General features: G+C 66.5%; 22 protein-coding genes and 3 tRNA genes. 11 read left to right on the plus strand and 14 right to left on the minus strand.

Annotated elements, in window-relative coordinates; all coding sequences use genetic code 11:
* Positions 1–28: 28 nt before the first annotated feature.
* The 3 genes from ACOGW9_RS02350 to ACOGW9_RS02360 are packed head-to-tail and all read right to left on the minus strand — an operon-like array spanning position 29 to position 1,660.
* Positions 29–865, minus strand: coding sequence for a Stp1/IreP family PP2C-type Ser/Thr phosphatase (locus tag ACOGW9_RS02350; RefSeq protein ID WP_419907993.1), 837 nt, complete (start codon positions 863–865; stop codon positions 29–31).
* A 49-nt stretch (positions 866–914) separates the two neighbouring features.
* Positions 915–1,382, minus strand: coding sequence for an FHA domain-containing protein (locus tag ACOGW9_RS02355; protein ID WP_419907995.1), 468 nt, complete (start codon positions 1,380–1,382; stop codon positions 915–917).
* Complete coding sequence (locus ACOGW9_RS02360) at positions 1,382–1,660, minus strand: FHA domain-containing protein (RefSeq protein WP_419907997.1); 279 nt, start codon at positions 1,658–1,660, stop codon at positions 1,382–1,384. The genes ACOGW9_RS02355 and ACOGW9_RS02360 overlap by 1 nt, the downstream gene beginning before the upstream one ends.
* A 50-nt stretch (positions 1,661–1,710) precedes the next feature.
* Here ACOGW9_RS02360 and ACOGW9_RS02365 point away from each other — a divergent pair.
* The 6 genes from ACOGW9_RS02365 (at position 1,711) to ACOGW9_RS02390 (ending at position 8,530) form a co-directional block, all read left to right on the plus strand.
* Positions 1,711–1,795: transfer RNA gene (locus ACOGW9_RS02365), tRNA-Leu, on the plus strand.
* Between the two features lie 140 nt (positions 1,796–1,935).
* Positions 1,936–3,357, plus strand: coding sequence for a Fic family protein (locus ACOGW9_RS02370; RefSeq protein ID WP_419907999.1), 1,422 nt, complete (start codon positions 1,936–1,938; stop codon positions 3,355–3,357).
* A 40-nt stretch (positions 3,358–3,397) separates the two neighbouring features.
* Positions 3,398–3,592: a hypothetical protein gene (locus ACOGW9_RS02375; protein WP_419908001.1), complete on the plus strand. Its 195-nt coding sequence runs from the start codon at positions 3,398–3,400 to the stop codon at positions 3,590–3,592.
* Positions 3,593–3,651: 59 nt separating this feature from the next.
* Positions 3,652–4,758 (plus strand): DUF4238 domain-containing protein, encoded by a 1,107-nt coding sequence (locus ACOGW9_RS02380; protein ID WP_419908003.1) that lies wholly within the window; start codon positions 3,652–3,654, stop codon positions 4,756–4,758.
* Positions 4,759–4,858: 100 nt separating this feature from the next.
* Positions 4,859–6,034: a hypothetical protein gene (locus tag ACOGW9_RS02385; RefSeq protein ID WP_419908005.1), complete on the plus strand. Its 1,176-nt coding sequence runs from the start codon at positions 4,859–4,861 to the stop codon at positions 6,032–6,034.
* A 9-nt stretch (positions 6,035–6,043) separates the two neighbouring features.
* Positions 6,044–8,530, plus strand: a complete 2,487-nt coding sequence (locus tag ACOGW9_RS02390) for a hypothetical protein (RefSeq protein ID WP_419908007.1) — start codon at positions 6,044–6,046, stop codon at positions 8,528–8,530.
* Between the two features lie 165 nt (positions 8,531–8,695).
* Here ACOGW9_RS02390 and ACOGW9_RS02395 read toward each other — a convergent pair whose 3' ends face one another.
* Positions 8,696–9,688, minus strand: a complete 993-nt coding sequence (locus ACOGW9_RS02395; RefSeq protein WP_419908009.1) for a hypothetical protein — start codon at positions 9,686–9,688, stop codon at positions 8,696–8,698.
* Between the two features lie 588 nt (positions 9,689–10,276).
* On the opposite strand from ACOGW9_RS02395, the gene ACOGW9_RS02400 reads away from it, so the two are divergent.
* The gene (locus tag ACOGW9_RS02400) at positions 10,277–10,969 is read left to right on the plus strand and encodes a hypothetical protein (protein ID WP_419908011.1); all 693 of its coding nucleotides are present in this window, start codon (positions 10,277–10,279) and stop codon (positions 10,967–10,969) included.
* A 197-nt stretch (positions 10,970–11,166) separates the two neighbouring features.
* Here the strand turns inward: ACOGW9_RS02400 and ACOGW9_RS02405 are convergent, their stop codons facing one another.
* From ACOGW9_RS02405 to ACOGW9_RS02425, 5 genes are all read right to left on the minus strand, one after another.
* The gene (locus ACOGW9_RS02405; protein WP_419908013.1) at positions 11,167–11,874 is read right to left on the minus strand and encodes a DNA alkylation repair protein; all 708 of its coding nucleotides are present in this window, start codon (positions 11,872–11,874) and stop codon (positions 11,167–11,169) included.
* 48 nt (positions 11,875–11,922) lie between these two features.
* Positions 11,923–12,450, minus strand: coding sequence for a methylated-DNA--[protein]-cysteine S-methyltransferase (locus tag ACOGW9_RS02410; protein ID WP_419908015.1), 528 nt, complete (start codon positions 12,448–12,450; stop codon positions 11,923–11,925).
* 26 nt (positions 12,451–12,476) lie between these two features.
* Entirely contained in the window at positions 12,477–14,009 is a 1,533-nt protein-coding gene (locus ACOGW9_RS02415) for an AlkA N-terminal domain-containing protein (RefSeq protein ID WP_419908017.1), read from the minus strand.
* 80 nt (positions 14,010–14,089) lie between these two features.
* Positions 14,090–15,565, minus strand: a complete 1,476-nt coding sequence (locus ACOGW9_RS02420; RefSeq protein ID WP_419908019.1) for a DUF4349 domain-containing protein — start codon at positions 15,563–15,565, stop codon at positions 14,090–14,092.
* 91 nt (positions 15,566–15,656) lie between these two features.
* The gene (locus ACOGW9_RS02425; RefSeq protein WP_419908022.1) at positions 15,657–16,829 is read right to left on the minus strand and encodes an acyl-CoA dehydrogenase family protein; all 1,173 of its coding nucleotides are present in this window, start codon (positions 16,827–16,829) and stop codon (positions 15,657–15,659) included.
* An 81-nt stretch (positions 16,830–16,910) separates the two neighbouring features.
* Here ACOGW9_RS02425 and ACOGW9_RS02430 point away from each other — a divergent pair, with 81 nt between their 5' ends.
* Together ACOGW9_RS02430 and ACOGW9_RS02435 are read left to right on the plus strand one after the other, a co-directional pair.
* Positions 16,911–17,669: an MBL fold metallo-hydrolase gene (locus tag ACOGW9_RS02430; RefSeq protein WP_419908024.1), complete on the plus strand. Its 759-nt coding sequence runs from the start codon at positions 16,911–16,913 to the stop codon at positions 17,667–17,669.
* A 37-nt stretch (positions 17,670–17,706) separates the two neighbouring features.
* Positions 17,707–18,564, plus strand: a complete 858-nt coding sequence (locus ACOGW9_RS02435) for a sulfurtransferase (protein WP_419908026.1) — start codon at positions 17,707–17,709, stop codon at positions 18,562–18,564.
* A 57-nt stretch (positions 18,565–18,621) separates the two neighbouring features.
* On the opposite strand, the gene ACOGW9_RS02440 is transcribed toward ACOGW9_RS02435, so the two are convergent.
* The 3 genes from ACOGW9_RS02440 to ACOGW9_RS02450 all read right to left on the minus strand — a co-directional run bounded on the left by ACOGW9_RS02440 (position 18,622) and on the right by ACOGW9_RS02450 (position 21,165).
* Positions 18,622–19,368 carry a nitroreductase family protein gene (locus tag ACOGW9_RS02440; protein ID WP_419908028.1) on the minus strand — a complete coding sequence of 249 codons (747 nt, stop codon included), beginning with the start codon at positions 19,366–19,368 and terminating at the stop codon, positions 18,622–18,624.
* Positions 19,368–21,041, minus strand: a complete 1,674-nt coding sequence (locus ACOGW9_RS02445) for a chloride channel protein (protein ID WP_419908030.1) — start codon at positions 21,039–21,041, stop codon at positions 19,368–19,370. The genes ACOGW9_RS02440 and ACOGW9_RS02445 overlap by 1 nt, the downstream gene beginning before the upstream one ends.
* A 33-nt stretch (positions 21,042–21,074) precedes the next feature.
* A tRNA-Ser gene (locus ACOGW9_RS02450) sits at positions 21,075–21,165 on the minus strand.
* 114 nt (positions 21,166–21,279) lie between these two features.
* Between ACOGW9_RS02450 and ACOGW9_RS02455 the strand changes: the two genes are divergently transcribed.
* Positions 21,280–21,364, plus strand: a tRNA-Ser gene (locus ACOGW9_RS02455).
* An 18-nt stretch (positions 21,365–21,382) separates the two neighbouring features.
* Here the strand turns inward: ACOGW9_RS02455 and hutH are convergent.
* Both hutH and ACOGW9_RS02465 read right to left on the minus strand, forming a co-directional pair.
* On the minus strand, positions 21,383–22,912 hold the full coding sequence (gene hutH / locus ACOGW9_RS02460) for a histidine ammonia-lyase (protein WP_419908032.1): 1,530 nt from the start codon (positions 22,910–22,912) through the stop codon (positions 21,383–21,385).
* The gene (locus ACOGW9_RS02465; protein ID WP_419908034.1) at positions 22,909–23,565 is read right to left on the minus strand and encodes an IclR family transcriptional regulator; all 657 of its coding nucleotides are present in this window, start codon (positions 23,563–23,565) and stop codon (positions 22,909–22,911) included. The genes hutH and ACOGW9_RS02465 overlap by 4 nt, the downstream gene beginning before the upstream one ends.
* Before the next feature lie 137 nt (positions 23,566–23,702).
* Between ACOGW9_RS02465 and hutU the strand changes: the two genes are divergently transcribed.
* Positions 23,703–25,394 (plus strand): urocanate hydratase, encoded by a 1,692-nt coding sequence (gene hutU / locus ACOGW9_RS02470; protein WP_419908036.1) that lies wholly within the window; start codon positions 23,703–23,705, stop codon positions 25,392–25,394.
* The last annotated feature ends 13 nt before the right edge of the window (positions 25,395–25,407 follow it).

The following is a 25,407-nucleotide window of genomic DNA, read 5'->3' on the forward strand; positions in this document are numbered from 1 at the left end:
GTGCGACGTCGCGTGCGCAGCGGGGTCCTCAGCGCGAGCGAGATCGTCGCCAGCTGCGCCGCCTCGAGGTGCTGCGAGCGCTGACGGCTTCGGCAGCCGGCTCGGCAGGAACAGCCGTCGGGGCTGGCAGGCCCTCGATGTCGACGTCCACGACGAGCGCTGTCGAGTTGTCCCGCCCCCCTCGATCGTTGGCCTGACGCACCAGGGCGCGCGCCACCTCGGAGGGATGGTGATCGGCGTCGAGCAGCTCGGTGATCTCGGACTCGTCGAGTTCGTTGGTGAGCCCGTCGGTGCACAGCAGGAACCGATCGTTGCCGGTGAGATCGAGGATCCAGTCGTCGATCAACACTTGCGGCTCCACCCCGATGGCACGCGTGAGCGTGTTGCGCCGGGGATGCTCGGCGGCCTGCTCCTCGGTGAGGTCGCCGGCGCGGACCATCTCCGCAACAAAGTTGTGATCCACCGTGAGCTGGGTCAGCTTGCCCGCCTGGTAGCGGTACACGCGCGAGTCGCCCACGTTGACCAGGCACCAGACCCTGCTGTCGTCGCTCTGCACGACGGCGATAGCGCACAGCGTCGTGCCCATTCCCGTCAGATCCGCGTGAGCGGTAGAGCGATGGTGCACCACCTGGTTCGCGTGGCGCACTGCCGCGAGCAGCTCGCTCGGCGTCGACGGGGAGTTCGCGGCCAGCGTCTTGACGGCGAGGCTGGATGCCACGCTGCCGCCCAGGTGGCCGCCCATGCCGTCAGCCACCACGAAGAGACCGATATCGGCATACATGGCGTCCTGGTTCTCGGCCCGCCGCAGTCCTCGATCCGAAGCGCCGCCCCAGCGGATGCGCATCTGGCGGGCAGGGGCGCTCATGACGTTGCAGTCTCGCGGCTTTGCCGTGCGGCGGCACAGCGTGCATCGATCACGCGCTGACCTCGAAAACGGTGGAGCCGATCTGGACGTAGTCGCCGACGCGGACGACGGTCGTGGCCGCAACTTTCTGGCGATTCAGGTAGGTGCCGTTCGTCGAACCCAGGTCCTCCAGGACGTGCTGGTCGCCCCGGCGGTACAGCCGGGCATGGGCTTGAGACGAGTAGCCGTCGTCGATGACCACATCGCACTCGGGGTCCCGCCCGATGGTGATCGTGTCTTCCAGCAGGTGTCGTTCGCCTTGGGCGTGCAACGGGGAGCGAACGACGAGGGCCAATGGCTGCGATGCCGCCCTTCCGTTGTCGCGAGAGTCGCTGCGCAGCGTGAGGATGGACTTCCAGCCGAGGTGATTGCGCGGTGTCGCCACGCCGGCCCAGACGGCTCGCAGCACCCGGAAGAAGAAGAGGTAGAGCAGGACGAGCACGCAGATCGCGAGCAGCCGCACGAGCTGCTCGGACATCAGCTCGACTCCAGCCGCAGTTCGTGTCCGCCGATAGTGACCACATCACCGGTGGTGAGCCGCTCGCTGGTCACCTCGATGCCGTTCAGCAGGGTCCCGTTGACGCTGGCCAGATCAACCAGGAGAATGCCGTCGGCGTCTGAACGGATCTGTGCATGGCGCCGGGAGACCTTCTGGCCGTTGAGCACGATGTCGCAGTCGTCTCGCCGCCCGATGACGGTTTCGGGCCCCAGCTCGTGGCTCTGTCCGTCGCTGCCGACCAAGCTGAGGCCACCCACGCCGGCCAAGTGTAGGAGTGCGGGTCGGTGGGCTAGTCTGTTCGCCCCACGCGCGAGTGGCGGAATTTGGCAGACGCGCAGGCTTCAGGTGCCTGTGCCCGCAAGGGTGTGAGGGTTCAAGTCCCTCCTCGCGCACTGCAGCGAGATCGGCATCTGGGTGTAACCGAGAACACTGTTTCCAGTTTTCTCATTTTCTGGGCGGCGTGTCGCGAGTCGGCATGAAGTGAGAAGATAATTTCCAGTTTTCTCATTTTGTGGGCGGGTACCGTGAGACGGTGGGCCGCTACACCATTCACCAGCTACCGGCACACGAGATTCCTCCCGTGTCCAAGAACGCTGCGCGCAAACTCGACTATCCCCCGGGGAGCTTCGCGGCATACCACCCCGATTCGCTCCTGACACCCGGCATCACCGCGCCCCCCCACTGGCACAGTGCAGCTCGTGCAGCCGAAGCTGCAATCAAGGAGTTCGAAGACCGGCACGGAGACGTCGCCGGTCGCGTTGGCTGGGCGCTCCAGAGGTCTGAGAGTGTCGGCTCCAGCACCATCGAAGATGTGAATCCCTCTCTGCGGAGGGTGGCCAGGGCCGAGGCCGTCACCAGAGGAGGCGACGACCCCCGGGATAAAGCGGCGAAGGAGGCGATCGGCAGCATCGAGGCGACCCGTCTCGCCGCAGAGATCGGAGATGCAGCAGGGCCCGTCACCTTGGACGACCTTCTCGCTGTCCACACCACGTTGATGGACCACACCTCTGTACCCGAGTTGGGCGGGCATCTGCGCCTGAGTTGGGTGCTCATCGGCGGGGTGCTGGGCGGCTACCCGCCGCCTGCCTATGTGGCCCCGCCGGCCGAAGAGGTGCCCGGGCTGATGGAGGACCTCGTTGAGTACATCAACAGCACCGACCATCACCCGGTCATCGCAGCTGCGATTGCCCATGTCCAGTTCGAGTCGATTCACCCGTTCCGCGACGGGAACGGGAGAGCCGGCCGAGCCCTGATGCAGACGATCCTCCGCAAGGGAGGCATCACCCGCTACACCACGCCGCCTGTCAGCGCCGTTCTTGCTTTCAACCGCGACGGGTACATCGATGCTCTCGCGGAGTCCCGCTTCGAGGGGGCGGCGGGCTCGTCCGATCAAGCGGCATCGCTTGACTCGTGGGTGTCGCTCTTTTGCACGACGGCCGAGTCCTCTTGCGATTACGCGGAGGGGCTCATTGCACGGATCGATGCGGCCACTCGAGCATGGGATGGCAAGCTCGGGAGCCGGAGACGGTCAGCCGCTCGAACGATTGCAGAGCGCTTGCCCGAGATGCCCGTGTTCAGCGTGCAGGGCATGGCCGAAGAATTGGGCATTCCGCCGGCGACGGCTTACCGGGCCACTGATCGGCTCGCAGCCGCGGGGATCGTCGCGCCGGTGCGAGGCAAGCACCGCGGCCGGGGTCTGTTCGAGGCTCCCGACATCTTGGATCTGTTCAAGACAGGCGCAGAACCTGCCGAGACCTCCGGTGCGGCGCCAGAAGATTCACCCCCGCAGGCAGCTAGCCGGACCGCCACGAGAGAGAAGAAATCCGCTGAAGCCGTCCGGTTGCGCCGTCAGGGGCGGACGCTTCAGGAGATCGGGACAACGCTGGGAATGTCAGCCTCATGGGCTCATCTCGTCACCAAAGAGGTGAAGCGCGGCGAAGCCGATGTGACCTAGTCCGATGGTCGAGGCCAGGCGAATTGGGGAGAGAGGTGTCGTGCTGGACATGCCTGAGGAGCGATCCGATGTAGCGGACGTTGATGCCGTCATGGCCGCTCTCGCTGATCGGCCTGACCTTGTCGTCATGCCTCAGATCGACGCCGATTCTCTGGGCTCCCCAGATGCATCGGAGATCGTCGGGGTCTTTCGCGCCAACAGAGCGCGGGCCAATCGCAGGTTGCTGGCCGATTGAGGCGGCGGGCATCTGTGGGTGAGGGAAGTCAGGACTTGATGCGGGTTCGCTTCGGGGAGATGTTGCCGCGTCTGTCGTTGTCCACGAGGGAAGCCCGGGGCAAGGTCGAAGGCGCGCTGGAGAAGATCGACGGCAGCGCAGCCGATGAGCGGAGCCCGCGCGAGCACCATTTCATTCCGCAGTTCTGGCTCAGGCAGTTCGCTGAGAAGGGCATGTTGTGCGTTCTCAGCCGCGACCCGGCTTGTGCTGCACGGAGGCAATCGGTCAAGAGCACATCGGTCGAGCGTGACCTGTACACGACGTACGCAGTAGGCGAAGGGTCACAGGCTGACGGGGAACCGGACGATGCGGTTCCGATGGAACGGATGCTCGGCGTGTTCGAGCACAGAGCCGCCGATGTGCTGCATCGGCTCGTCGGCATGGCCGATGGCAGGGATGTGCAGTTGAGCGATTTGGACCGGTACTGGATGTCGATCTTGATCGCGCTTCAGATAGCCAGACCGCCACAAGCGATGCAAGCGATGCGAGACGCGCAAGCCAGCAGCGCTACCCAGATGATGGCCGTGCTCGCCCGCCGCGGAGGTCCGGATGAGCGCATGAAGGAGGAGCTGGCCCGCGAAGCCAGCATCGACCCGAGCGAGTGGGACGACTTCGAATGGTCACCGGATGACTTCCTGCCGGGGCCGGATCAGAAATTCGACATCAGGGTGGACCCACGTACCGATGTGGCCCAACAGATCTCCATCGCCTTCGACACAGATGCCGTCATGCCGGTCTTCGCTCGGTGGTGGAACGTCATCACGCTCCCTGAGCCGATCCTGCCGATCCCGCTGGATCAAGGGGTCTTCCTGCTCCCGCCGCAGGGAGCTCCATTCCCATGGAACAACCCAGGCCTTTTGACTGCCGAGGAGATATGGGCACCGCTGTCGCCGCGGGTACTGCTGCTGGCGCACTGGAACGGGCCGGACGCACGCCATCAGCCCGCCACGGGAGAGCAATATGCCGCCCGGCTGGCGACGAAGCGCAGCGAATTGGCCTGCCGCCCATCGACCTGTGAGCGGGTCCGTCGCGTCGCCGTGGCCACCCGCTCAGACAACGCTGCCGAACTGGCAGGCATCTTGGGCGGTTCTAACAATGTTGGGCAACAACACGCGACCTTCATGTGACGTGGTGACAGGGGCCGCCGCCAGACGAGCGGAAAATCCCTGGTGATCGATCCGCCGTGGCGGAATATGGTTGGCATCTTGCGATCGAGGAGGACGAAACTTGCCGACGGCGCAGCGACTTGTCGATCTCAGTCGGGTTGAGAGCGAGGTCGGGAAACTAACCCTCGGTCAGCGTGAGATTGACCTCTCCGATGTCGAGCACAACCGTGCTGCGCATGCCGACATGGTTGCTTGGAGCGGTCTCGGTTGGTGGCTGATGGCGCACAGCCTCGCTGCCTCGGGTGATCCCGAGCCGCTTGCGGTCGTCCTGCCCAAAGCGGGTTCGGCGCCAATGAGGTTCCTCGGCCGCACGGGCCTCGTGACAGCAGCGGCCAATCGGTCGGCTCGGCTGGGATACAGCGACAAGACCGAGTTCGACTGGACGCATCTGTACAGCGACCTGCGACGTCACAGCCCGCGCCTGCCTGGTGTGGCTTGGGAGCCGTTCGATGAGCTTGACGGCGACCAGCTCCGTGTTGTTTCCGATCTGGCAAGCCCACGGCGCCAGGTGCCGAAACTCGCGAAATGCGGGCTGCACTACCCGTGGCTGGATGGTCTCCGTCTCGCGTCCCCGGCGATTTCGTACGAAGGTCTCTTCCAGTTCGTCAATGACGCCGATGTCGTCGTTTCTGAACTCATCGACAACGTTCACAAGTGGAGCCAAGCGAGTGAGGCCTATGCGGTGCTCTCTGTCACCAGGGGGGGCGCTCGTCGCGATGATCGGCGAGTGAGCTGGAACCGGCTCCACGTCATCGTTGCTGACAACGGCATCGGCATCCCGACAGCGCTGCACAACGATGCTGCCGCCTACTCGGCAGTGCGGGATGCGGGCGGATATGCCGACTGGGCCGAGATAGCGGACATTGATCTGCTGCGTACGTTGGTCTTCCGCGCGTTCGGCGAACGCCAGATCCCGAATCACAATGGGTACGGGTTGCATGCGACACAAGCCAGGGCAACGAAGTGGGTTGGCGCTCTCGACATCATGACGACGGATCGGGACGGTCGTGTGATGAGGCTCGGGACTCGCGGTCTTGTCGAGGAAGACGCTGAGATCGCCGCCGGTTCACCCGAGTTGTCCGGCGCTCAAGGCACGCTCATTCACGTCATGCTTCAGGCAGTCGACGAAGAAGACGTACGCGCGGAGGCAGCACAGGCTGAGCACCTGCCGTTCTCCGTGTCAGTTTCTGACGAAGCGAGTGATCTGAAGCGCGACGCCCATCACGATGCTGCGTAGCTGACGGCTATGCCTCCGGCAAATCGCCACGGTGACGGCTACGGGCGCCTGACCCCATCGATAGTCGAGATCAAGATGCCGCCTCGGGAAGGCGGTGTGTTCTTTCTGGACATGGACGTCGAGGCCGTCGAGTGGGAAGTCGTCAAGGCCGCTCTCAGGAGAATGCCGCCAGCCACGCTGAGCGATGCATCGCAAATGGTTTTCAGGAGTCCCAGACTTCGGTGGCGAGATTCGAGCGAGCCGGTGTCGGTGGCCGGACGAGGGTGGCCGACAACGGTGGACGAGATGGCCTCGAGCGTCGAGAGCGCGCTCGTCAGTCACGGGCTTCCGACCGTTGCGGTCGGCACCGTAGAGCTGCCGCTCGCCGCGGACCCCAAGACCAGCGCGGGTGTCTCGCACGAAGTGCTTGCTCGATGCCGCGCCGTGGAGCTTGACGCCTTGCTGCAATCCGGAAACGCAATCTGGAGGCCCACCAAGTACCACTACCGATTGCCATCAGGACACCACACCGGCGCCTTCGTGCGCATTGCCGACGTGTTTCGCGATCACCGGGCAGCCCCGGCTCTCGGGAGCTGGCTGCATGGCTGTCTCCGAGAGAACATCGCCTTGGTGGCCGATTCGGGGACGTTGATGCCCATCGTGCAGCATCTCGATCACGTGCTCCGGCTCGCCGCGAGGGCAACCGAAGAGTTCGCTCCGCGCGGCATCGCTGCGGTGGAAACGCTCGATTCATACCCACTCAGCCGGTTCGAATACTTGGAGCGCTTCTCCGTGTTCGAGGAAGTCGTCGTCTTGGCGCTCTTGTCGGTGAGTTCGACAGGCCGCACCTATCGCATGATCCGAGACACGCTGAAGGAAACGGCCGGTGATCACTGGCGTGCGGAGTGTCTGGTGTCGCGTGGCGATGACCAGGCGACATCGCTGCCGCATCACGACGCATTGGGGCGGCAGAGCCCTTGGCTGGCGCTCGGGGAAGCAACGCCGTTCCTAGGCCAACCGGGTTCCTGCGCAATATGCCGGCAGGTGGACCGGGCCCGGGTTGTCGAGATCGACCCTCGGTCCTTTGCCGCGATGGTGCTGCCTCAACCCACCCGCATCATGCCCGACGTTCAGGAAGGACGACGCAACGCAAGCCTGTTCGAGACGTACCAGAGTCACTCCCCTTCGACACGCGGGGTGCGCACAGACAGCGCATTCGACGGGGTGTGCTTGACCGAATCGGAGGCTGGGCCAGCGACTGCATCGCCCACCCTGCGGCTTCCGAACCATGGTGTGAAGTTCAGAATGGATGCGCTCTTGCGGGATCCCGCGGTCACTCAGGAGCTTGTCGCGAGCCGCGTCGCCGAGTTGGAGGCGCTACCGGGTCGAGACCGGGATCGGCAGGAGATAGCCGATGCCCTTCAGGCAGTTCGGGACGGGCAACCCGCAGTTGCCATCTGCGCCCGAGAGCAGATAGCGCTCTTCCGGCCGGCCGGCGTGAACGACGACGCGGCGATGGCCCAAGTTCTGACGATCGCGCAATCGGTGTGCCCCACCGTCGAAACCGCAGTCGTCGACGATGAATTCGACGCAGTGGCTTCGCGTGCAAATAGACAGACCTCGTTGCTCCTTGTGGCACCCGGCGTGCAGAGTGGTGCCACGTTGCAACAGCTAGTCGTGCGAGTACAGAACAAGTGTCGGCAACTTGACACACCGCCTGAGATGCACGGACTCGTCGTACACGCCCACCCTGCTGACCGGCAAACGTGGCGGGCGTTGAGAAACACGTTCCGCGGCCCGAGCGGTACCGCGCGTTTGCTGGCGTTGTGGCTGACCTACCTGCCCCGTACATCGCCATTTGAGGAGGAGTTCCGGGTACTCAGACAATTCCAAGAGGAATGGCTCGAAGGCACGTACGAAGGCACAGACGCGTTGTGGCAGGAGCGGCTCGCATGGCTGGACCCTGACGCAAGTGCCGTCGAGTCCCCGCAGAGTCCGCTCTGGAGTCCCATGAAGCTGCAGTTGCGTCTGACATCGCTCTACGGCGACTTGGATGATCGGCATGTACTCGTTGCCGTGGGCGCCGCGATGCAGTCGGCACTCCTTCGTCGCACTGATGAGCAGGTGCCGGAGTGGGTGAGGTTCGATTTGCCGAACGCGTTCCGTTCGTACTTCGACGGGATCATCCACGCCTCGATTCTGCGCTGGACCGAACCGGCGCGCGCTTGGTGGGGTGTCGACGACAACGAGTGTGAAGCGCTCATTGGTGAACTCAAGGGTCGCTTTGAAGACGATTGGAAGTGCCTCCTGCCAGAACTCCTGCTAGCGGCAGCCCAAGGCAAGGTCCCGCAGGCAGGCGTCGACAGACTGCTCGAGGAGGCATGCGCGCAGCTGCGCAGCAAGTCTTGGTCGCCTGAGGTCCTGCGGTTCGTAGAACTCGGGCGCATCCTTGTAGAGCATCTGGTGCCATCCCCGGCAGACGAGAGCGATGACGCCGCTGCCGAAACGAGCGGTTGACCAATCATGCAGGCCTCGGTGTGCTGAGCTGCACACACCTGAGGGCAGACAAGACGCCGGTGGTCGTCAAGGAGAATTGAGCCAGGAGCCAAGAAACCCGCAATGACTCACAGGTAGCAGTTGCTGCAAGATGCCCGAGGTGACCTGACGAGCCTGGCCGAATTTCTAGCCCTCGACATCGAACCACAACACGATCTCGCCCGGCACGTACTCGCCTCCCAACCGTTCGTCAGGTTCGGTTGCCTGCGTGGCGTCCACAATGTGTCTTGACAGTGTTCGTCCGCTCGGGTTGATGATCAGCGCATTCGGAGGGAAACGCCCGACTCGGCCGTAGTCCAGTAGGTGCGTTCGCTGGTCAAGCGGTGGTTTGTTCTTGAGTCCTTGGACAAACTGATGTTGATGACGTAGCACTACCACAGCGTCCGTGTGCCCGAAGCGCAGCGGATCGCCATTCGAGTCGCGTGCGAAGCTGTTTTCTGTCAAGAGGCCCGAAGCGGGTGACAGCAGCGCCGTGATGGGTTCATTGATGTAGTCATCCCACACGATGACGAGAAGTGAGCGGAAGGCGGGGTCTTCGCAGTATTTGACGAATTTTCGTTCGCTAGACACGAGTGCATCTTTGACGGGATTGTCCCTCGGCAAAGTCGCGTCGCCGAATGCTGCCGCCGGACTTGGTGCGACGCGCGCCAAGAGTTGCATGTCGCTCGACGATCTGGCAGCGCCATGAGAGCGGAGATCGGGACACTTGACTTCAATGCCGAGACGGATTTGCTCGCCTTCGATGAGCATCTCGGGTTTCGGCTCGACGCCGGCGATGTCACGCTCGTGAGTCATCGATACATCGAATGGCCATGGCCAAGTCACGAAGTGGTTGACTACGAGGAGTTCCGCGAGCCACTGCCGGATGGCTTCATAGTGGTCTCGATTCCTGTCGTCGCCTCCGACGGCGGCCACGCGATCGACCATGTCGAAGGCGAATCCTGGCATCCTCCGATTACATGTCAGCAGCGCATCCACTATGCGCGCCGCGGATGTTGCTTCAACTCCCGTGGCGCGAAGCTGATCAAAGTTCCACTGAAGCCAGTGCCAGCGGTTGAACATCGGACTGGCCCAGATGTACTGGTAGAGCTGAGTGCGCCGCAATTCGTCCGTCGCCACAATCAACCGCAGTCTAAGAGCCGGTTCGCATGAGCTTCCGCGCGCGTGATGCGGGTGGTCCGCCGAAGTTGGTGTGGTGCCGGTGGCAGTTGTAGTCGTGCCTCCCGCGGTTCTGGCAGGGCGCGGTTCGCGATTCGAGTGGATGCACGGAGCAATGGCAACGCGGCGATGGTCGACTATGGGTGAGGTCGATGCGACAATCTTCAAGCCGGAGCACTCCCTAGTAGATCTTCCCGCTGCGCGTTGGTCAGGGCATGATCGGTGATTGTGCGCAGCATCGCGCGCACCGCCCCAAGCTGGGCGTTGAGCAGGCCCTTAGCACTTGGCATAGGACTCGCGACTCTGCCGTGGGACCACGCCATCGCGTTCGACTCACATTGATGTGATTCGAGGCGCAGCTTCTCGTGGAGAGGGTTGCCCCCGCCTGGGGTGCTGACTACTTTGGGGGCGTTCTCAGTGCTCCCTGTCGTGCTTCAGCAGAGGCCATTCCCAGATCGAAAGACCCCGCACGTCGAAATCCCTTCTGGTATCGGAATGGCAGCGCTGAGAATGAGCGGAGACTGACTCTGAACTGGAGGGGACCGCCCGATGGCTCGCGAGGAGGCCAACTTCGAACGCCCAGCACCCGAGCAGCAGCGGAAGGACCGCTTCAGAGTGCTCGCCTGGGCTGGTGGGCTTGGGTTTCTTCTGGTCGTCTCGGCATGGCTGGGATGGGGGCGCGGAGAGGTTGCCGAGCCAGCGCCTGAGGTGCTTTCGCCATTTGAGCAGACCTTGGCCGAGGATCCGTTGGAGGCGGCGAAGGCTGCCTACGGATATGCAGGGAAGACATGGGGCAACGGGGACCTGATCGGGACTGTGTCACATGCGCACGGGGCTACGCGTGCGGCATTCACCGGGATGATGAGAGACGGCCTCCGAGGAGGTTTCGAGTGGGACGAAGGCGACGACGTCTGGAGACAAGCGTTGAGCCTGGCCGGCGAAGCGCTGGGCAAAGCGAGCTGGGCGGAGCTGTCGGCAGGGATGGATCTTGAGGATCAGGCGGGGGCGATGGCCTTGGCGGAGGAGGCGTGGTGGAGTTCTCGTGCTGCGGGTGTGGCAGCCGTGGCCGCATGGGACGAGGCAAATGCACGGAAGGGGGCCAGTGAGGACCCAGAGATGAGAGCGGCTTGGGCCCGGTCGGCCAAGGCTTGGGCATACGCCTCGGACTCCTGGTCTTATGTTCTTGAGTTGACCGAGGCCCAGCTCAACGAGGCGACGGCAGCTTGGTGGAACGAGGAGTAATTGCTGGCCTCGGTGGGGTACCGCCTATCGTGATGTCACGCTTCTGGCCCCTGAACTTGTAAACAGGCCGTAGAACCCAAGATACGTGGAACTGCGTCAGACGAAACGTGGAGCGACGTCTAGATGGTTGCGGACTTCCCGGTCAGACCAGGTGCCGAACTCATGACTGCACCGAGAGCGGCAGCGCCAGCGGTGGTTCACGAAGCGCGCCGGATTTTGTCGGCGTTCTTGAGGGCTTCGCGAGCGGACAGTGTGCTCATGCGGTCGCGGTTGCGGGCGACGTAGTTCTCGACGGTCGGCAGGTCGGTCCATGCGAGCGAGCGCAACGCCCACCCGATGCCCTTGCGGATGAAGAAGTCGGTGTGGGACAGGTTGGGTTCGATGCAATCGAAGAGCAGGTCGAGATCGGTCTCGTCCTTTCTGTTGATCTGGCAGATGATCGATGACCTGCGCTTCCACATGTCGCTGTCGCCGCTCCATGAGCGCATGTGGCCGGGCATGTCGCCGGGGTATGCCTCGAGCAGCTCACGCAAGCGGTGCGTGGCGATGTCGTCGACGTAGTCCCACCAGGCGCCGGTCACGACGAACTCTTCGAACATCGGCAGCGTGTCGAGCGTGCGGAAGGGCCGGCACTTCGGCGCGCCGGCGATGTCGAGGGCGATGTAGCGCTCCTCCCGGAACTCGGCGTTGCGCCAGAGCTCGAAAACCGTGTTCTGCCAGCTCGTCTTGTCGTCGAATGGGTAAGCGCGCAGGAGTGCGTTGAGCAGCTTGCGGCGGGCCGGCTTCTGTACGCCGCGATAGGGCATCTCCGACTTCATGTAGGCGCGCATGGGTTCGGCTTTGTCGGGGTTGGCATGTTCGGCGAGCGAGCGTCGGACGTCGGTGACGAGCTGAGTGTTCGTCATGATCAGGGTTGCCCGCCCGCGGTCCTTGTGCGACCGTGCATGCGCCGGCTACAGCGCGCCTTCGTGCTGGAGCAGCTGGGTCTTGAGGTCGAGTCCGCCGCCGAATCCGGTGAGCGAGCCGTCGGCGCCGATGACTCGGTGGCAGGGGAGCACGATCGGCACCGGGTTGCGGCCGTTGGCCTGGCCGATGGCTCGCACAGCCTTGGGCCTGCCGATGAGCGCGGCCTGCTCGCCGTAGCTGCGGGTGCTGCCGTAGGGGATGTCGCCGAGTGCTCGCCAGGCTGCCTCTTGGAACGGGGTGCCGCGCAGGTCGAGCGGCACGTCGAAGCTGGTGCGGTCGCCGTCGAAGTACTCGTTGAGCTGATGCGCTGCTTGACGCAGGATCGGATGGTCGGGCGCTTCGACCATGTCGTCGGGCAGCTTGACCGATGTCTCGTCGCCGCGCCACGACACGGCACGCAGTCCCTCGTCGGTCGCCACGAGGCCCAATGGCCCGATGGGACTGTCGATGGTGGTGTGCCAATGCGCATCTTGGTCTGGGACGGCGCTGCTTGCGGTGGACGGCGGTGGATTCATGTGTCGTTTCCTGGATCGGGATGGGGTCAGTGCGAGCGAGAATCTGGTGGGCGTGGACTGGACGCCGCGGCGGCATGCCACAGGTGCTGTGCAGCCCACGAACGGTAGGGGCGCCACGACTCGGCCAGCGCCTCCAGCTCACCGGCGGAGACGGGGTGGCCCAGCAGACCCTCGGCGGCCCGGCGCAGACCGAGGTCTGAGGCGGGGAACGCATCGTCGTGGCCCAAGACCCGCATGGCGATGAGGTGCGCGGTCCACGGGCCGATGCCGGGCAGTTCGCACAGCCGTTCCACGGTGTCTTCAAGCGTGTCAGCGGCGCTCAAGTCGAGATCGCCGCTCGCTACGGCCTTCGACAGGCCCACGATGGTGTCGATGCGTCGCTGGGTGAAGCCCAGCCCGGCGAGCCCGGACGGTCCGGCGTCGGCCAGGTTCGCCGCACCCGGGAACAGGTGGGTCAGGGGCACCTGGACGTCGACGCAGCACTCCGACGGGGCGTCGAAGGGCGTGCCGAAGCGCTGAGCAATCCGGCTGCACATCGTGGAGGCCGCTGCCAGTGAGATCTGCTGGTTGACGACGATGCGTATGGCGGTCTCGAACCGGTCCCACGACCGCGGCACTCGCAGCCCGGGCGCGTGGCGCACCAGGGGACCGATGAGCGGATCGTCTGCGAGAGCGGCTTCGGCCGGCAACGGGTCTTCGTCCGCGCCGAGCATCGCCCGGCAGCGGCTTACTGCATCGATGATCGAGTCGTACGTCGGCAGGTGCAGCCGCAGTTGCAGCTGGTTGCGTTCGCCACCGGCATCCTCAGGCACAGCGGCGGTGCCGTTGGGCACGCCCGCCATAGAGGCGGCGTTGTCGGGCATCGCCAGTTCGGCGATGCCGGGGTGACCGCAGGCGCTGAAGCTGCGGATATAGCTGGGGTTCCCGCCGGGATCAACGCCGACGGCTTCGACCCCGGCGATGACGCGGGCGGCCTGGTGCGAGATGAACGCCTCGAAGTCGAACGGCGCCAGGTACGGCACCGTGAGCACGAGACCGCCGTCGAGCTGAGGGCGCTCGCCCTGCCGCCGCTTTGAACGCAGTTCGGTGGGCGTGAAGCAGAACACCGAAGTGATGGCCCGGTGCAGTTGGCGCGGCCCACCGAAGCCCGCAGCGCGGGCGATCTCGCCGAACGTCAGGTCGGTGTCGTCGATCAGGCAGCGGGCAAAGTGCGCACGGCGTGAGCGGGCGATGGTGGTGGGCGTCGCCCCGACGTGGTGCTCGAACAGCCGCCGCAGTTGGCGGGCGCTGTAGCCCACGTGCGCCGCGAGCGCCTCTTCGTCGTGGTTGTCCAGGTAGCCGTCGCTGATCCGCAGCAGGGCCGCCCCGACCGGCGCAGGCACGTCCAGATCGGCGAGCGACCCGGCTTGGCGTTCTGGATGGCAGCGCAGGCATGGGCGGAATCCGTTCGCCTCTGCGGCCACCGGGTTGGAGTACTGCGTCACGTTGTGCGGCAGCGGTTGCGCCGAGCAATCCGCCCGGCAGTAGATGCCCGTCGTGCGCACGGCCGATACCTGCATGAGGCGAGTCTGGCAGGCTGTATCGGACACAAACGGACATGACCAACGGAGGTCCGAATATGTCCGATGCTGTGCGGTTGCTACGTGGCTGAGCTGCGGGCTCGGCGGCGGCGCGTCCACCACCACGCCACGACGAGTGCGATCGCGATGACCGGCAGGAACGGCAGCAGCGCACCGAAGATGAGCAGCACGCCGTTGCCGACGGCAACCAGTGCATTCCAGCCGCCGCTCAGCGCATCGCCGAAGGTCGGCGGCGTGTCGTCTTCGATGACGAAGAGATGGAGACCCTCGACTCGCGCGAGCCGTGCCAGTTCTTCCCCGCTGCCGGTCACCGGTACGGCGCTGAGGCGCACGTCGATCTCCAACCCTCGTGTGGCCACCCGTCCAGCGATGCGTCCGTCTTCGACCGTCTCGTACAGCGTCGCAACCGCACGCTCGCCGGGCTCGATCCGATCCAGGCTCGTGCCGTCGGGCACGGTCAGGTCGTCGTTCGAGAAACGCAGCGCGTTCGAGCTGAGGCTGACCTCAGTAAGTGCTGTCTCGCCGTCGTTCTCGAGTTCGATGCAGAAGCCGACCTCGCTGTCCGGCGGCACGGGCACGTCCTTGAAGCCGAGGCAGGGGTCTTCATCGCTCTCGGCCAGCCAGGCCCGGAAGATCACCGAGGTGGGCGGAACTGCCTCCACGGACTCGGTGATCGACAGCGTGATCGTGGCCAGGTCCACCCGGTCTCGCAGCGAGCGCAGCTGCCCTCGAAGCCGTTCCAGGTCGGACTCGCGATTGGCCAGTTCCCGTTCCAGTTCGGCCACGCCCTCCACGTCGGTGGCCTGCGACAGGAACTCGCGCAGACGGTTCACGCTGATCTCGGCGGTCGAGATGCGGCTGTTCAGGTCCACGACGATGTCGGTGACGTCTTCGGCACTGACGGTCTGCTCCACCAGCTCGCCGACACTGGACAGTCGCGCCAACGCTGTCGTGAATTGTTCCGGCCGGACTTTGAACGTCAGGGTTGTATGGGCGCGGCCCTGGGTACGGGTGTCCTGAGAGAACGTGAACCCGCCGAGTTCTTCGATGATCGACGTGGCCCGGTCGGCGGCGGCAGCCACGTCGGCGGTTTCGACCGCGATACGGGCTGTGCGGATGATGTCCCGGCCGAGATCTGCAGGCACGGCAGGCGCACCCGCTGCTAGGGCGCTCGTGCCCGCGTCGTCCGACATGTCCTCATCGGCGGCCATGGCAGCTTCGACCACCTCCATGTCACCTTCGGCCATGAAGGGGCCATCCTCTTCCTCCATCATCATGTCGGCCGAGGCTGGCGCGGCTGTCGGTGCATCTTCGGAGGCCATCTCCACGGTTGCTGCCGGTGCGTCGCCGTCGGCAGAGTCGTCGTCTCCGCTGCCAGCGCAGGCGGACATCAGCACCAGCAGCGCCGCTGCGACGGCCAGCCGTCGTGCCCATCTGCCCGACGAACTGCTGGTCCGGCGGTTGCTTGGTAACCCCATGGCGTCCCCTCCCTTGGTTGGCCGCTCGTCGAGCGGCGCTACCTGAGTGACGCTCATGGTCCCGTGATCGTTCCGGCAGCGCCATTGCAGTTCAGTGTCGGTCGCGAGACCATGGCGCGCCCACGCTGTCACCCAGCCGTGCGCGCTGTCAGCGGAAGGCGGGAATGCTGGTGATCTGCTGGCCCAGGATCAGCCCGTGGATTTCCTCGGTGCCCTCGTAGGTCATGACCGATTCCATGTTCGCCGCATGGCGCATCGGTGCGTATTCCGTCGAGACGCCGTTGGCGCCCATCATCGCCCGGGCGGTGCGGGCCGTGTCGATGGCCACACGGCAGTTGTGCCGCTTGGCCATCGAGATGTGATGCGGTCTCAGCCGGTGCTGTTCCTTGAGCTGGCCCAGCCGCATGGCCTGCAGGTTGGCGTTGGTGATGTCGGTGAGCATGTCGGCGAACTTGATCTGGCTGATCTGGAAGCTGGCCAGCGGCTTGCCGAACTGGGGGCGTTCGAGCTGGTAGCTGAGCGCCTGTTCGTAGCAACAACGGGCCACACCCACGGCCCCGAAAGCAATGCCGAAGCGGGCTTCGGACAAACAGCTCAGCGGCGCGCCGATGCTGAGCGCGTCGGGCAGGCGCATCGACTCGGGCACTTCGACATCGTCCATGTAGAACTCGCCGGTCACCGAGGCCCGCAGCGACAGCTTGTTCTGGATCTTGCGAGCCTCGAAACCGGGCGAATCGGTCGGCACCAGGAAGCCCCGGAAACCGTCGTCGGTGTTGGCCCACACGATGGCCAGATCGGCCAGCCCGGCGTTGGTGATCCACCGCTTGGCCCCGTTGAGGATCCATGTGTCGCCGCGGCGCACCGCCCGGGTGGTCATCGAAGCCGGATCGGAGCCGTGGTCGGGTTCGGTCAGCCCGAAGCAGCCGATGACCTCGCCGGCGGCCATGCGGGGCAGCCAGTGCTCCTTCTGCTCGGTGGAGCCGTAGCGCCAGATCGGGAACATGCACAGCGACCCCTGCACCGACACGAAGCTGCGCAGCCCGCTGTCGCCCGCTTCGAGCTCGCGGCAGGCCACGCCGTACGCCATGGCCGAGGCGCCCGCGCAGCCATAGCCGTCGAGGTGCATGCCGAGCAGGCCCATGTCGGCGATGGTCGGGATCAGCTCCATCGGGAACGTGCCGGCCTCGAAGTGCTCGCCAACGATCGGGTCCCACTCCTTGGCCACGAACGCGGCGACCGTGTCGCGGATCATGACCTCCTCGTCGGAGAGGAATTCGTCCATCTCGTAGAAGTCCGACAGCGGCGCAGGCGTTTGGCTCATGGGCGCATACTGCCGCGCTGGCGCCCGGCGGGCCAACCCGGGCATGTCTTTGCGCGCGGCTGGTGAGTACTGTGCGCTGCCATGGGTGACGACACTGCCGACGAGCCGAAGGCGCGCCAGCCCGAACCGAGCCGGCTGTATTTCCGCCAGCTGCTGTCGGGTCAGGATTTCGCCACCAGCGACCCGATCGCCCGCCAGATGGTGAACTTCGCCTACCTCATCGGCGACCGGGAGACCCGCGAGGCGGTCGTGGTGGACCCGGCGTATGCCGTCGATGACCTGCTCGACATCCTCGCCGAAGACGAGATGCAGCTCACCGGCGTGCTGGCCACCCACTTCCACGCCGATCACATCGGCGGGAACATGATGGGCTACAACATCGAGGGCGTCGCCCAGCTGCTCGAACGCCAAGGCACGAAGATCCACCTGCAGGCGCCCGAGGCCGAATTGGTGCAGAAAACCACCGGCATCTCCATGAGCGACATGGAGCTGCACGCTCCTGGTGACGTGGTGTCGGTGGGTGCGATCGACATCGAACTGCTGCACACCCCTGGGCACACGCCCGGCAGCCAGTGCTTCTTGATAGCCGGAGCGCTGGTGGCCGGCGACACGCTGTTCTTGGACGGCTGCGGACGGATGGACCTGCCCGGCAGCGACCCGGCGGCGATGTACCGCTCGCTGCACGACACGCTCGCCAAGGTGCCCGACTCGGCCGTGCTGTTTCCCGGCCACCGGTACTCGTTCGAGCCCAGCGCCACCATGGGCCAGACCCGCCAGATGAACTACGTCTTCAAGCCAAGCAGCGAGGCGCAGTGGCTGATGATGTTCGGGCAGGGTTGAGAGCGGTGCCCTGCGCCGAGCGTGTGATGGCGGCGCAGTGGCTGATGATGTTCGGGCAGGGGTGATGGCCTCGCTGCCGCCGGTGGTGAGCGCCAGCGAGCTTGCCGGGCGCGACGACATCGTGCTGTGCGACGTGCGCTGGTATCTCGACGGCCGGTCGGGTTATGACGCCTACCTCGAGGGCCACATCGCCGGCGCCATCTGGGTGGATCTCGACGCGCATCTGTCCGCGCACGGCACGCCGGCCCATGGCCGCCATCCACTGCCCACCGCCGAGAGCTTCGCCGCATCCTTGGGCAGCCTCGGCATCGGTCCGGATGACCCCGTCGTGGCCTACGACGATCTGAACGGCACCGCCGCCGGTCGGATGGTCTGGATGCTGCGCGTGCTCGGCCACGATGCGGCGCTGCTGGACGGGGGTCTGGGATCGTGGACCGGCGCCACCGAGACGGCGCCGCAGGTGCCTGCGGCGGTCGAGTGCCCGGTGCGGGCCTGGCCCGAAGCAGCGTTCGCAGACATCGACGGGGCGGCCGAGGCCGGCGCCGACCCAGCCGTCGTCCTGATCGATGCCCGCGGCGGCGATCGTTATCGTGGCGAAACCGAGCCGGTCGATCCGCGCCCGGGACACATCCCCGGCGCGGTCAACGTGCCGATGACCGACAACCTCGGCCCCGAGGGTCGCTTCGCCGACGCTGCGACGCTGCGCGCCCGCTATGGAGCCGAGGGCGTGAAGGCGGCCGGTGACGCAAACAACGCCGTCGTGTACTGCGGCTCAGGCGTCAGCGCATGCATGGACGCCCTAGCCATGGAGCGCGCCGGCCTCGGCCGCCCGCAGGTGTACATCGGCTCGTGGTCGCAGTGGAGCCACACCGACCGTCCCTCTGGCACTGACTGAGAGCTGCCGAGACCGCAAGTTCCGAGGGACCTGCCATCTCGGTGGCGCGCCCGTGTTCTAGGTCGGGGAGCCGGGCGGCGGGCCTGCTGAGGCGAAATGCGTGCCGGGCGGGTCGACAGCCCACGGCGCCTCCTGCTCCCAGCGGTCCTCGTAGACGACCTCGCGCAGCGGCCGTCGTCGCACCGGGCCGTGGCGTCCTGCTGGCCGGCCGAGCGGGATCGTGGCGTGGATGGCCACGCCCTCAGGGATGCCGATCAGCTCGCGCAGCTCGTCCTCGACCTCGCGATGCCACCCAGTGATGACGCCGCCGTAGCCCAGCGCCCTCGCCGCCAGCAGCAGGTTCTGCACCGCCGGGTACACCGAACCTCCCTCGGTGGGTGTGGGCCGGCGGTACCGCACAAGGCACGCCAGGATCACGACCGGCGTCTCCTCGAAGTGGTCGACGAAGTGCTGCATGGTCCGGGCCATGCGGGCTTTGGGCGAGTCGTCGTCGGCGCCGGAGCCCTCGGTGTAACCGTCGCCGGAGCGCTTCGCATTCCAGCCTTCGCGGAAACACCGGCCCAGCAGCGCCTTGGCCTGAACCGCCACCGGGCCGTCCCGCAGCACCACGAAGCGGAACATCTGCCGGTTCGAGCCGCTCGGGGCCCGGCCGGCATGCCACAGGATCGTCGCTAGGTCCTCGTCTCCGATGGGGTCGGGCAGGTAGCGCCGGATGGCGCGCGTGGTGGCCAGCCCTTCGAGCAGCCCTAGCGGCCTCGCGCCGGATGCACTGTCAGACCCGATTGCAGCCGTCGGTTCACTCATCATCCGTTGCCCTGTGTCTCATTGAGGAAGTCCACCACCTTGACGATCGCATGCTCGGTGACGACGCCCGCGATCCGACCGCCGCTGTCGATCACCGGGTACAGCTCGATTTCGGCATCGGCCATCGCCTCGGTGACTTCGCGCAGCGTCCACGACGGGCGTGCCGGTTCGATGTCGGTGGTCATGACCTCCGCGCACGTGATCGTTCCCCAGTCGTTGCGATCGACGTCGCGTGTGTCGCTGAGCCGGATGACGCCGAGGAATTCCCGCTCGGGCCCGATCACGATGGCTTCGAGCTGTTTGTGGGGCAACGCGACCTCCCACACGAACTCGGACAGCGAGGCGTCCGAGCGCACCGAGGGCACATCGGTGGACATCGCCGAGTTGACCGGCATCTCGAGACGGCGTTCCAGATGCCCCGTGCGACTGTCCCGCTGGAACTGAGATACCGAGGCGTTGCCGATCAGCACCTGCGACACGGCAACGGCCACCAGTGCGGGCACGACGAATAATGGCGCCCCGGTCGACTCGGCCACAAACATCACCGCCGCAAGTGGGGTGCGGTAGCCGGCTGCCAGAAACGCCGCGACGCCGATGAAGGGAAAGAACGCCAGCGACTCGGGCCCCAGCTCGATCCACCCGCCCACGAGACGACCCACGATCAGGCCGAATACTGCGAGCGGGATGAACACGCCGCCCACGCCGCCGCCTGCCAGCACCGTGGAGGTTGCCAGGATCCTGATCACCAGCAAGGCGCCGAGCAACCACAGCGATGCCTCGGGGTTCAGCGCCCAGTCCGTGAGCTGTCCCTCGGCGGTGGGGCCCAGCGACAGCGGCTCCTTGAACAGCACCTCGCACAGCGCAGCGAGACCCACCAGGATTCCCCCGGCACCCAGCGCGATCATCCACCACGGCCGGTCGGAGGCGTGAATGCGCTTGGCCAGGGCCAGCACGCGGCAGAACGCCGATGCCGCGAGGCCGCAGAGGGCGCCGACAACCGCAGCGCCCAGCAGCTCCTGGCGGCCGAACTGCACGCTCACCATCTCGGTGCCGATCTCGAAGGGACGGTCGTCGAAGCCGGTGACCAGCACGTACACGACGTAACTGGAGGCACTCGAGAGCAGCGCAGGCAGCAGCGCCCTGCGGCCCAGGTCGCTCTTGTAGGGGGCTTCGAGTGCGAACAGCACGCCGGTGGCGGGCGCCTGGAAGATGGCGCTGACGCCCGCGGCGGCACCGGCCACGAGCAGCGCGTAGCCCTCCCGGCCCCGGAACAGCCGGCGGACAACCCGTTGGATCGCGTTGCCCGCGGTGGCGCCGGCGTAGATGGACGGACCCTCAAGACCGACTGCACCGCCGGAGCCGACCGTCACAATTCCCGCCAGCAGGCGAGCGGGCAGGTCCCGAAACCGCATCGGGTGGTTGCGGTCGTGGAAGGCGCGGATGTACTCCTCGGAGGTGGAGGGCGCGAGACGGCGGCCGGCATCAGCCCAGCGCAGCATCAGCACGGCGCCCCACAGACCGAGCGCGGGCGCGATCATCCGTTGCCAAGGCGGCAAGTTCAGGACCCGCTCGAGCAGCACCTTCTCGGTGAGCACGGCGACTGCGGCGACGATGAAGCCCGTCACGACGCCCACGGCGACATAGGTCGCGAAGCGAAGCAGCCGGTTTCTCATACGGGTCGTTTCACTTCGGACGGATAGGAGGTGCGGAGAGGGTGGGATTCGAACCCACGAACCACCTTGCGGCAGTTACTTCCTTAGCAGGGAAGCGCCTTCAACCGGACTCGGCCACCTCTCCATTGCAACCAGCCGACAGCGGCAGGTGCGCCGACTCAAGATAGCCCCACATGGGGACCAACCGCGATGCGGCCGTCCGCCGGTGCCAGCGAGACCTGCCGGTAGCTTGGCCGACGGAGGGGTGGCAGAGTGGACGATTGCGACGGTCTTGAAAACCGTTGAGGCGCAAGCCTCCGGGGGTTCGAATCCCCCTCCCTCCGCGCTGTGGCTGAGCTGGTTCAGGCCAGGGGGCCGGTGGCTGCTTCTACTGCGGGTACGAGGGTCTCGTCGGTGAGCATCTGATCGGCTGCGGCGAGCTCGGGCGACAGCCAGCGGTCGGGGCCGGGGCCCGGAACTGCGTTGCGCAGCCGGCTGAGCGCTGCCGCGGTGCCTGCTGCGGGCTGCAGGGGTGTCCGCAGTTCGATGCCGCGGGCAGCGGTCACCCATTCGATGGCGAGGATGCGGCGCAGGTTGGCGACGGCCCGGCGCAGCTTGCGGGCCGCGCCCCAGCCCATCGACACGTGGTCCTCTTGCATGGCGGAGGTGGGCAACGAGTCGACCGCAGCCGGTGCGGCCAGGCGGCGGTTCTCGGCACACAGGGCGGCTGCCGTGTACTGGCCGATCATCAGGCCGCTGTCCACGCCAGGGTCGTCGGCCAGGAAGGGCGGGAGCCCGGCGGACCGCTTGGGATCGAGCAGCCGGTCGATGCGGCGCTCCGCGATGGCGCCGACTTCGGCCGCGGCGATCGCGAGATAGTCGGCTGCCAGCGCCACCGGAGCTCCGTGGAAGTTGCCGCACGACTCCACTCGACCGTCGGGCAGCACCATCGGATTGTCGATGGCCGAGGCCAGCTCCCGATCGGTCACGTCGGCGGCGAAGTCGAGAGTGTCGCGAGCTGCGCCGTGGACTTGGGGCGTGCACCTGATGGAGTAGGCGTCCTGCACCCGGTCGTCACCGTGGCGGTGGCTGGCCACGATGGGCGAGCCATCCAGTACCGAGCGCAGGTTGGCGGCGCTTGCCTGCTGGCCGGGATGGGGCCGCAGCTCCAGCAAGTCGGCGGCAAAGGCCCGATCGGTGGCCAGCAGCGCCTCGACGCTGCAGGCAGCCACGATGTCGGCGACCCTCAGCAGTCCGGCGAGATCATGGACGGCAAGGCAGAGCATTCCCAGGATCCCGTCGGTGCCGTTGGTGAGGGCCAGGCCCTCTTTCTCGGCGAGGACCAGCGGCTCGATGCCCGCCGCCGACAGGGCTCCGGCCCCGCCGATCGTGCCCCCGCCGTCAGCGAGGACGTCGCCTTCGCCCATCAGCACGAGCGCCGCGTGGGCCAATGGCGCGAGGTCGCCGCTGGCGCCCAGCGAGCCGTGCTCGGGTACCACGGGCACCACGCCGGCGTTGATCAGGAGCACCAGCGACTCCGCGACGAGCGGTCTTGCGCCCGAGGCGCCGAACGCGAGCGTGCGTGCGCGCAGGAGCATCATGGCCCGCACCACCTCGGCCTCGACCGGCGGCCCCATCCCGGCGGCGTGGGAGCGGATCAGCGATTGCTGCAGTGCGACCCGACGATCAGAGGGAATCGTGGTGTTCGCCAAGGCACCGAAGCCGGTGGAGATCCCGTAGACCGGCTCGCCTTCGGCCAGCGTCTCGACGATGCGGCGGGCTGCGGCCATCCGGTCGAGGGCGTCGGCGCTGAGGTGAACATGCTCGCCGTGGCGGGCAACCGCGACGACATCGGCGACGGTGACGCCCGGGCCGTCGAGTTCCACCGTCATCCCCGAGGCTGAGTCGAAGGGACGGAGGAGAACGCTGCCGACGTGGCGACGGCGGCTTCGACCACGGCATCGGCCGCCGTCTGCAGGCGGGTGCCGGTGAGCCGGTCCGCCGGGCCCAGCACGGACAGCGCGGCGATCGCGCCGTCGGGGCCGTGGATGGGAGCGCAGACCGCCGTGACGTCGGGCTCGATGGCGCCGGTATTGAAAACGGGCGCTGGACGGGTGTCACGGCCCAGGGGAGCGGCCTGCAGCGCCGCGCCCACGGCGGTGCCGTCGATCGGCACCGAGCGGCCCACCCAGCCGACGTGGCGGATCGCCCGGCGACCTTCGACCGTGGCGATGTAGACGGCAGCATCGCCGTCGCGCACGGCCAGGTATGCGGATTCTTCGGTGGCTTCCACCAGCCGTTCGAGCTCTGACCCCGCAGCGGCCCGGAGCCGGGCGTAGGGACCGGATTGCAGCGACGCCAGAGCGGTGCGCACGAACGCCGGACCCACCGAGTACGAACCGGACGTGTCCTTGACGAGATAGCCGCGGTCGGTCAGCACGCGCAGATGTCGCAGCGCCGTGCTTGCCGGCATGTCCGTGCGGGCGGCTGCCGCAGTGAGGCTGAGCTCGCCGTTGGTGACCACGGTGTCGAGCAGTTCCAGCACTCGTTCTGCCGAGCGTGACCGGTGCAGCGGAGACGCAGCAGCAATTTCACTATCTGAAATTTTTTGCTGCATATTGACAGCATAGGCCGTTGCTCAGTAACGTGCGGCACACCGCACATCCGGCGCCGAGGTTGTCTATGGCCACCAGCACAGACCACGCCGCCAGCGCCCCGCCAGGCGGGGTGAGGGCGCCCACCGGCACGGCGTTGACGTGCCGCAGCTGGCCCCAAGAGGCCGCCTTCCGGATGCTGCAGAACAATCTGGATCCCGAGGTCGCCGAGCGCCCCGACGAACTCGTCGTGTACGGGGGCACCGGCCGGGCGGCGCGCTCGTGGCCCGCATTTCACGCCATGATCGGGGCGCTGACCGACCTGGCCGACGACGAGACCTTGCTGGTGCAGTCCGGCAAGCCGGTCGGCGTCGTCCAGACGCATGAATGGGCGCCCCGGGTGCTGATCGCGAACTCCAACCTGGTGCCCGATTGGGGCACGTGGGACGAGTTCCGCCGGCTGGAGCATCTCGGTTTGACCATGTTCGGCCAGATGACTGCGGGGTCGTGGATCTACATCGGCACGCAGGGGATCCTGCAGGGCACCTACGAGTGCTTCGGCGCCATCGCCCGCAAGCGTTTCGGGGGCTCGCTGGCCGGCACCCTCACCATCACCGCCGGGCTGGGCGGCATGGGCGGCGCCCAGCCTCTGGCCATCACCATGAACGAAGGGGTCGCCCTGTGCATCGAGGTCGACCCCGAGCGCGTCGCCCGCCGCGTGGAGACCCGCTATCTCGACGTGGTCGCCGACGACTACGCCGATGCGCTCCGCCGGTGCGAGGAGGCAGTGCAGGCTCGCCGCCCGCTGTCGGTGGGATTAGTCGGCAACGCCGCCGACCTGATGCCGCGCCTGTTGGCAGACGGCGTCGCTGCCGACATCGTCACCGACCAGACGTCAGCCCACGACCCGCTCACCTACGTTCCCAACGACCTGTCGCCCGAGGCGTCCGAGGAGATGCGGCGCAACCAGCCCGACGAGCTCATACGCCGCGCCCGGTCGGCCATGGCCACCCACGTGGAGGCGATGGTGGGCTTCCTCGACGCCGGTTCCGAGGTGTTCGACTATGGCAACAGCCTGCGGGCCGAGGCCGAGCTCGGCGGCTACGGGCGGGCTTTCGACTATCCGGGTTTCCTGCCGGCGTACATCCGGCCCCTGTTCTGCGAGGGCAAGGGACCGTTCCGCTGGGTTGCGCTGTCGGGCGACCCGGCCGACATCGCCGCCACTGACCGGGCGGTGCTCGAAGAGTTCCCCGACGACGAGCCGCTCAAGCGTTGGATCAAGCTCGCTGGCGAGCGAGTCGCGTTCCAGGGCCTGCCGGCGAGGATCTGCTGGCTCGGCTACGGAGAGCGCCACCGGCTGGGCCTGCGGTTCAACGAGCTGGTCGCCTCAGGCGAGATCAAGGCCCCGATCGTCATCGGGCGCGACCATCTCGACTCGGGATCGGTGGCTTCGCCCTACCGCGAGACCGAAGACATGGCAGACGGCAGCGATGCCATTGCCGACTGGCCCCTGCTCAACGCGATGGTCAACACCTCGTCTGGAGCGTCATGGGTGAGCATCCACCACGGCGGCGGGGTGGGCATCGGCCGTTCCATCCATGCCGGCCAGGTCAGCGTGGCCGACGGGACCGACCTGGCCGCGCAGAAGCTGGAACGGGTGCTGCTCAACGATCCGGGTACGGGCGTCATGCGCCATGCCGACGCCGGTTACGACCGGGCGTGGGACGTGGCCGCCGAGCGCGGCGTGCAGATTCCATCGGACCGACCGACCGCGCAATGAAGCCCAGCACACG

It is taken from the genome of Candidatus Poriferisodalis sp. (assembly GCF_965203655.1).
Lineage (GTDB): Bacteria > Actinomycetota > Acidimicrobiia > Acidimicrobiales > Poriferisodalaceae > Poriferisodalis.

Bases quoted from the DNA above. Each gene is read 5' to 3' on its own strand.
- ACOGW9_RS02430 (WP_419908024.1), top strand. From the start codon at position 16,911: ATGGGTGACGACACTGCCGACGAGCCGAAGGCGCGCCAGCCCGAACCG.
- ACOGW9_RS02415 (WP_419908017.1), bottom strand. From the start codon at position 14,009: ATGCAGGTATCGGCCGTGCGCACGACGGGCATCTACTGCCGGGCGGAT.
- hutU (WP_419908036.1), top strand. From the start codon at position 23,703: ATGGCCACCAGCACAGACCACGCCGCCAGCGCCCCGCCAGGCGGGGTG.
- ACOGW9_RS02420 (WP_419908019.1), bottom strand. From the start codon at position 15,565: ATGAGCGTCACTCAGGTAGCGCCGCTCGACGAGCGGCCAACCAAGGGA.
- hutH (WP_419908032.1), bottom strand. From the start codon at position 22,912: ATGACGGTGGAACTCGACGGCCCGGGCGTCACCGTCGCCGATGTCGTC.
- ACOGW9_RS02445 (WP_419908030.1), bottom strand. From the start codon at position 21,041: ATGAGAAACCGGCTGCTTCGCTTCGCGACCTATGTCGCCGTGGGCGTC.
- ACOGW9_RS02390 (WP_419908007.1), top strand. From the start codon at position 6,044: ATGCCTCCGGCAAATCGCCACGGTGACGGCTACGGGCGCCTGACCCCA.
- ACOGW9_RS02425 (WP_419908022.1), bottom strand. From the start codon at position 16,829: ATGAGCCAAACGCCTGCGCCGCTGTCGGACTTCTACGAGATGGACGAA.
- ACOGW9_RS02410 (WP_419908015.1), bottom strand. From the start codon at position 12,450: ATGAATCCACCGCCGTCCACCGCAAGCAGCGCCGTCCCAGACCAAGAT.
- ACOGW9_RS02405 (WP_419908013.1), bottom strand. From the start codon at position 11,874: ATGACGAACACTCAGCTCGTCACCGACGTCCGACGCTCGCTCGCCGAA.
- ACOGW9_RS02400 (WP_419908011.1), top strand. From the start codon at position 10,277: ATGGCTCGCGAGGAGGCCAACTTCGAACGCCCAGCACCCGAGCAGCAG.
- ACOGW9_RS02380 (WP_419908003.1), top strand. From the start codon at position 3,652: ATGTTGCCGCGTCTGTCGTTGTCCACGAGGGAAGCCCGGGGCAAGGTC.
- ACOGW9_RS02440 (WP_419908028.1), bottom strand. From the start codon at position 19,368: ATGAGTGAACCGACGGCTGCAATCGGGTCTGACAGTGCATCCGGCGCG.
- ACOGW9_RS02350 (WP_419907993.1), bottom strand. From the start codon at position 865: ATGAGCGCCCCTGCCCGCCAGATGCGCATCCGCTGGGGCGGCGCTTCG.
- ACOGW9_RS02355 (WP_419907995.1), bottom strand. From the start codon at position 1,382: ATGTCCGAGCAGCTCGTGCGGCTGCTCGCGATCTGCGTGCTCGTCCTG.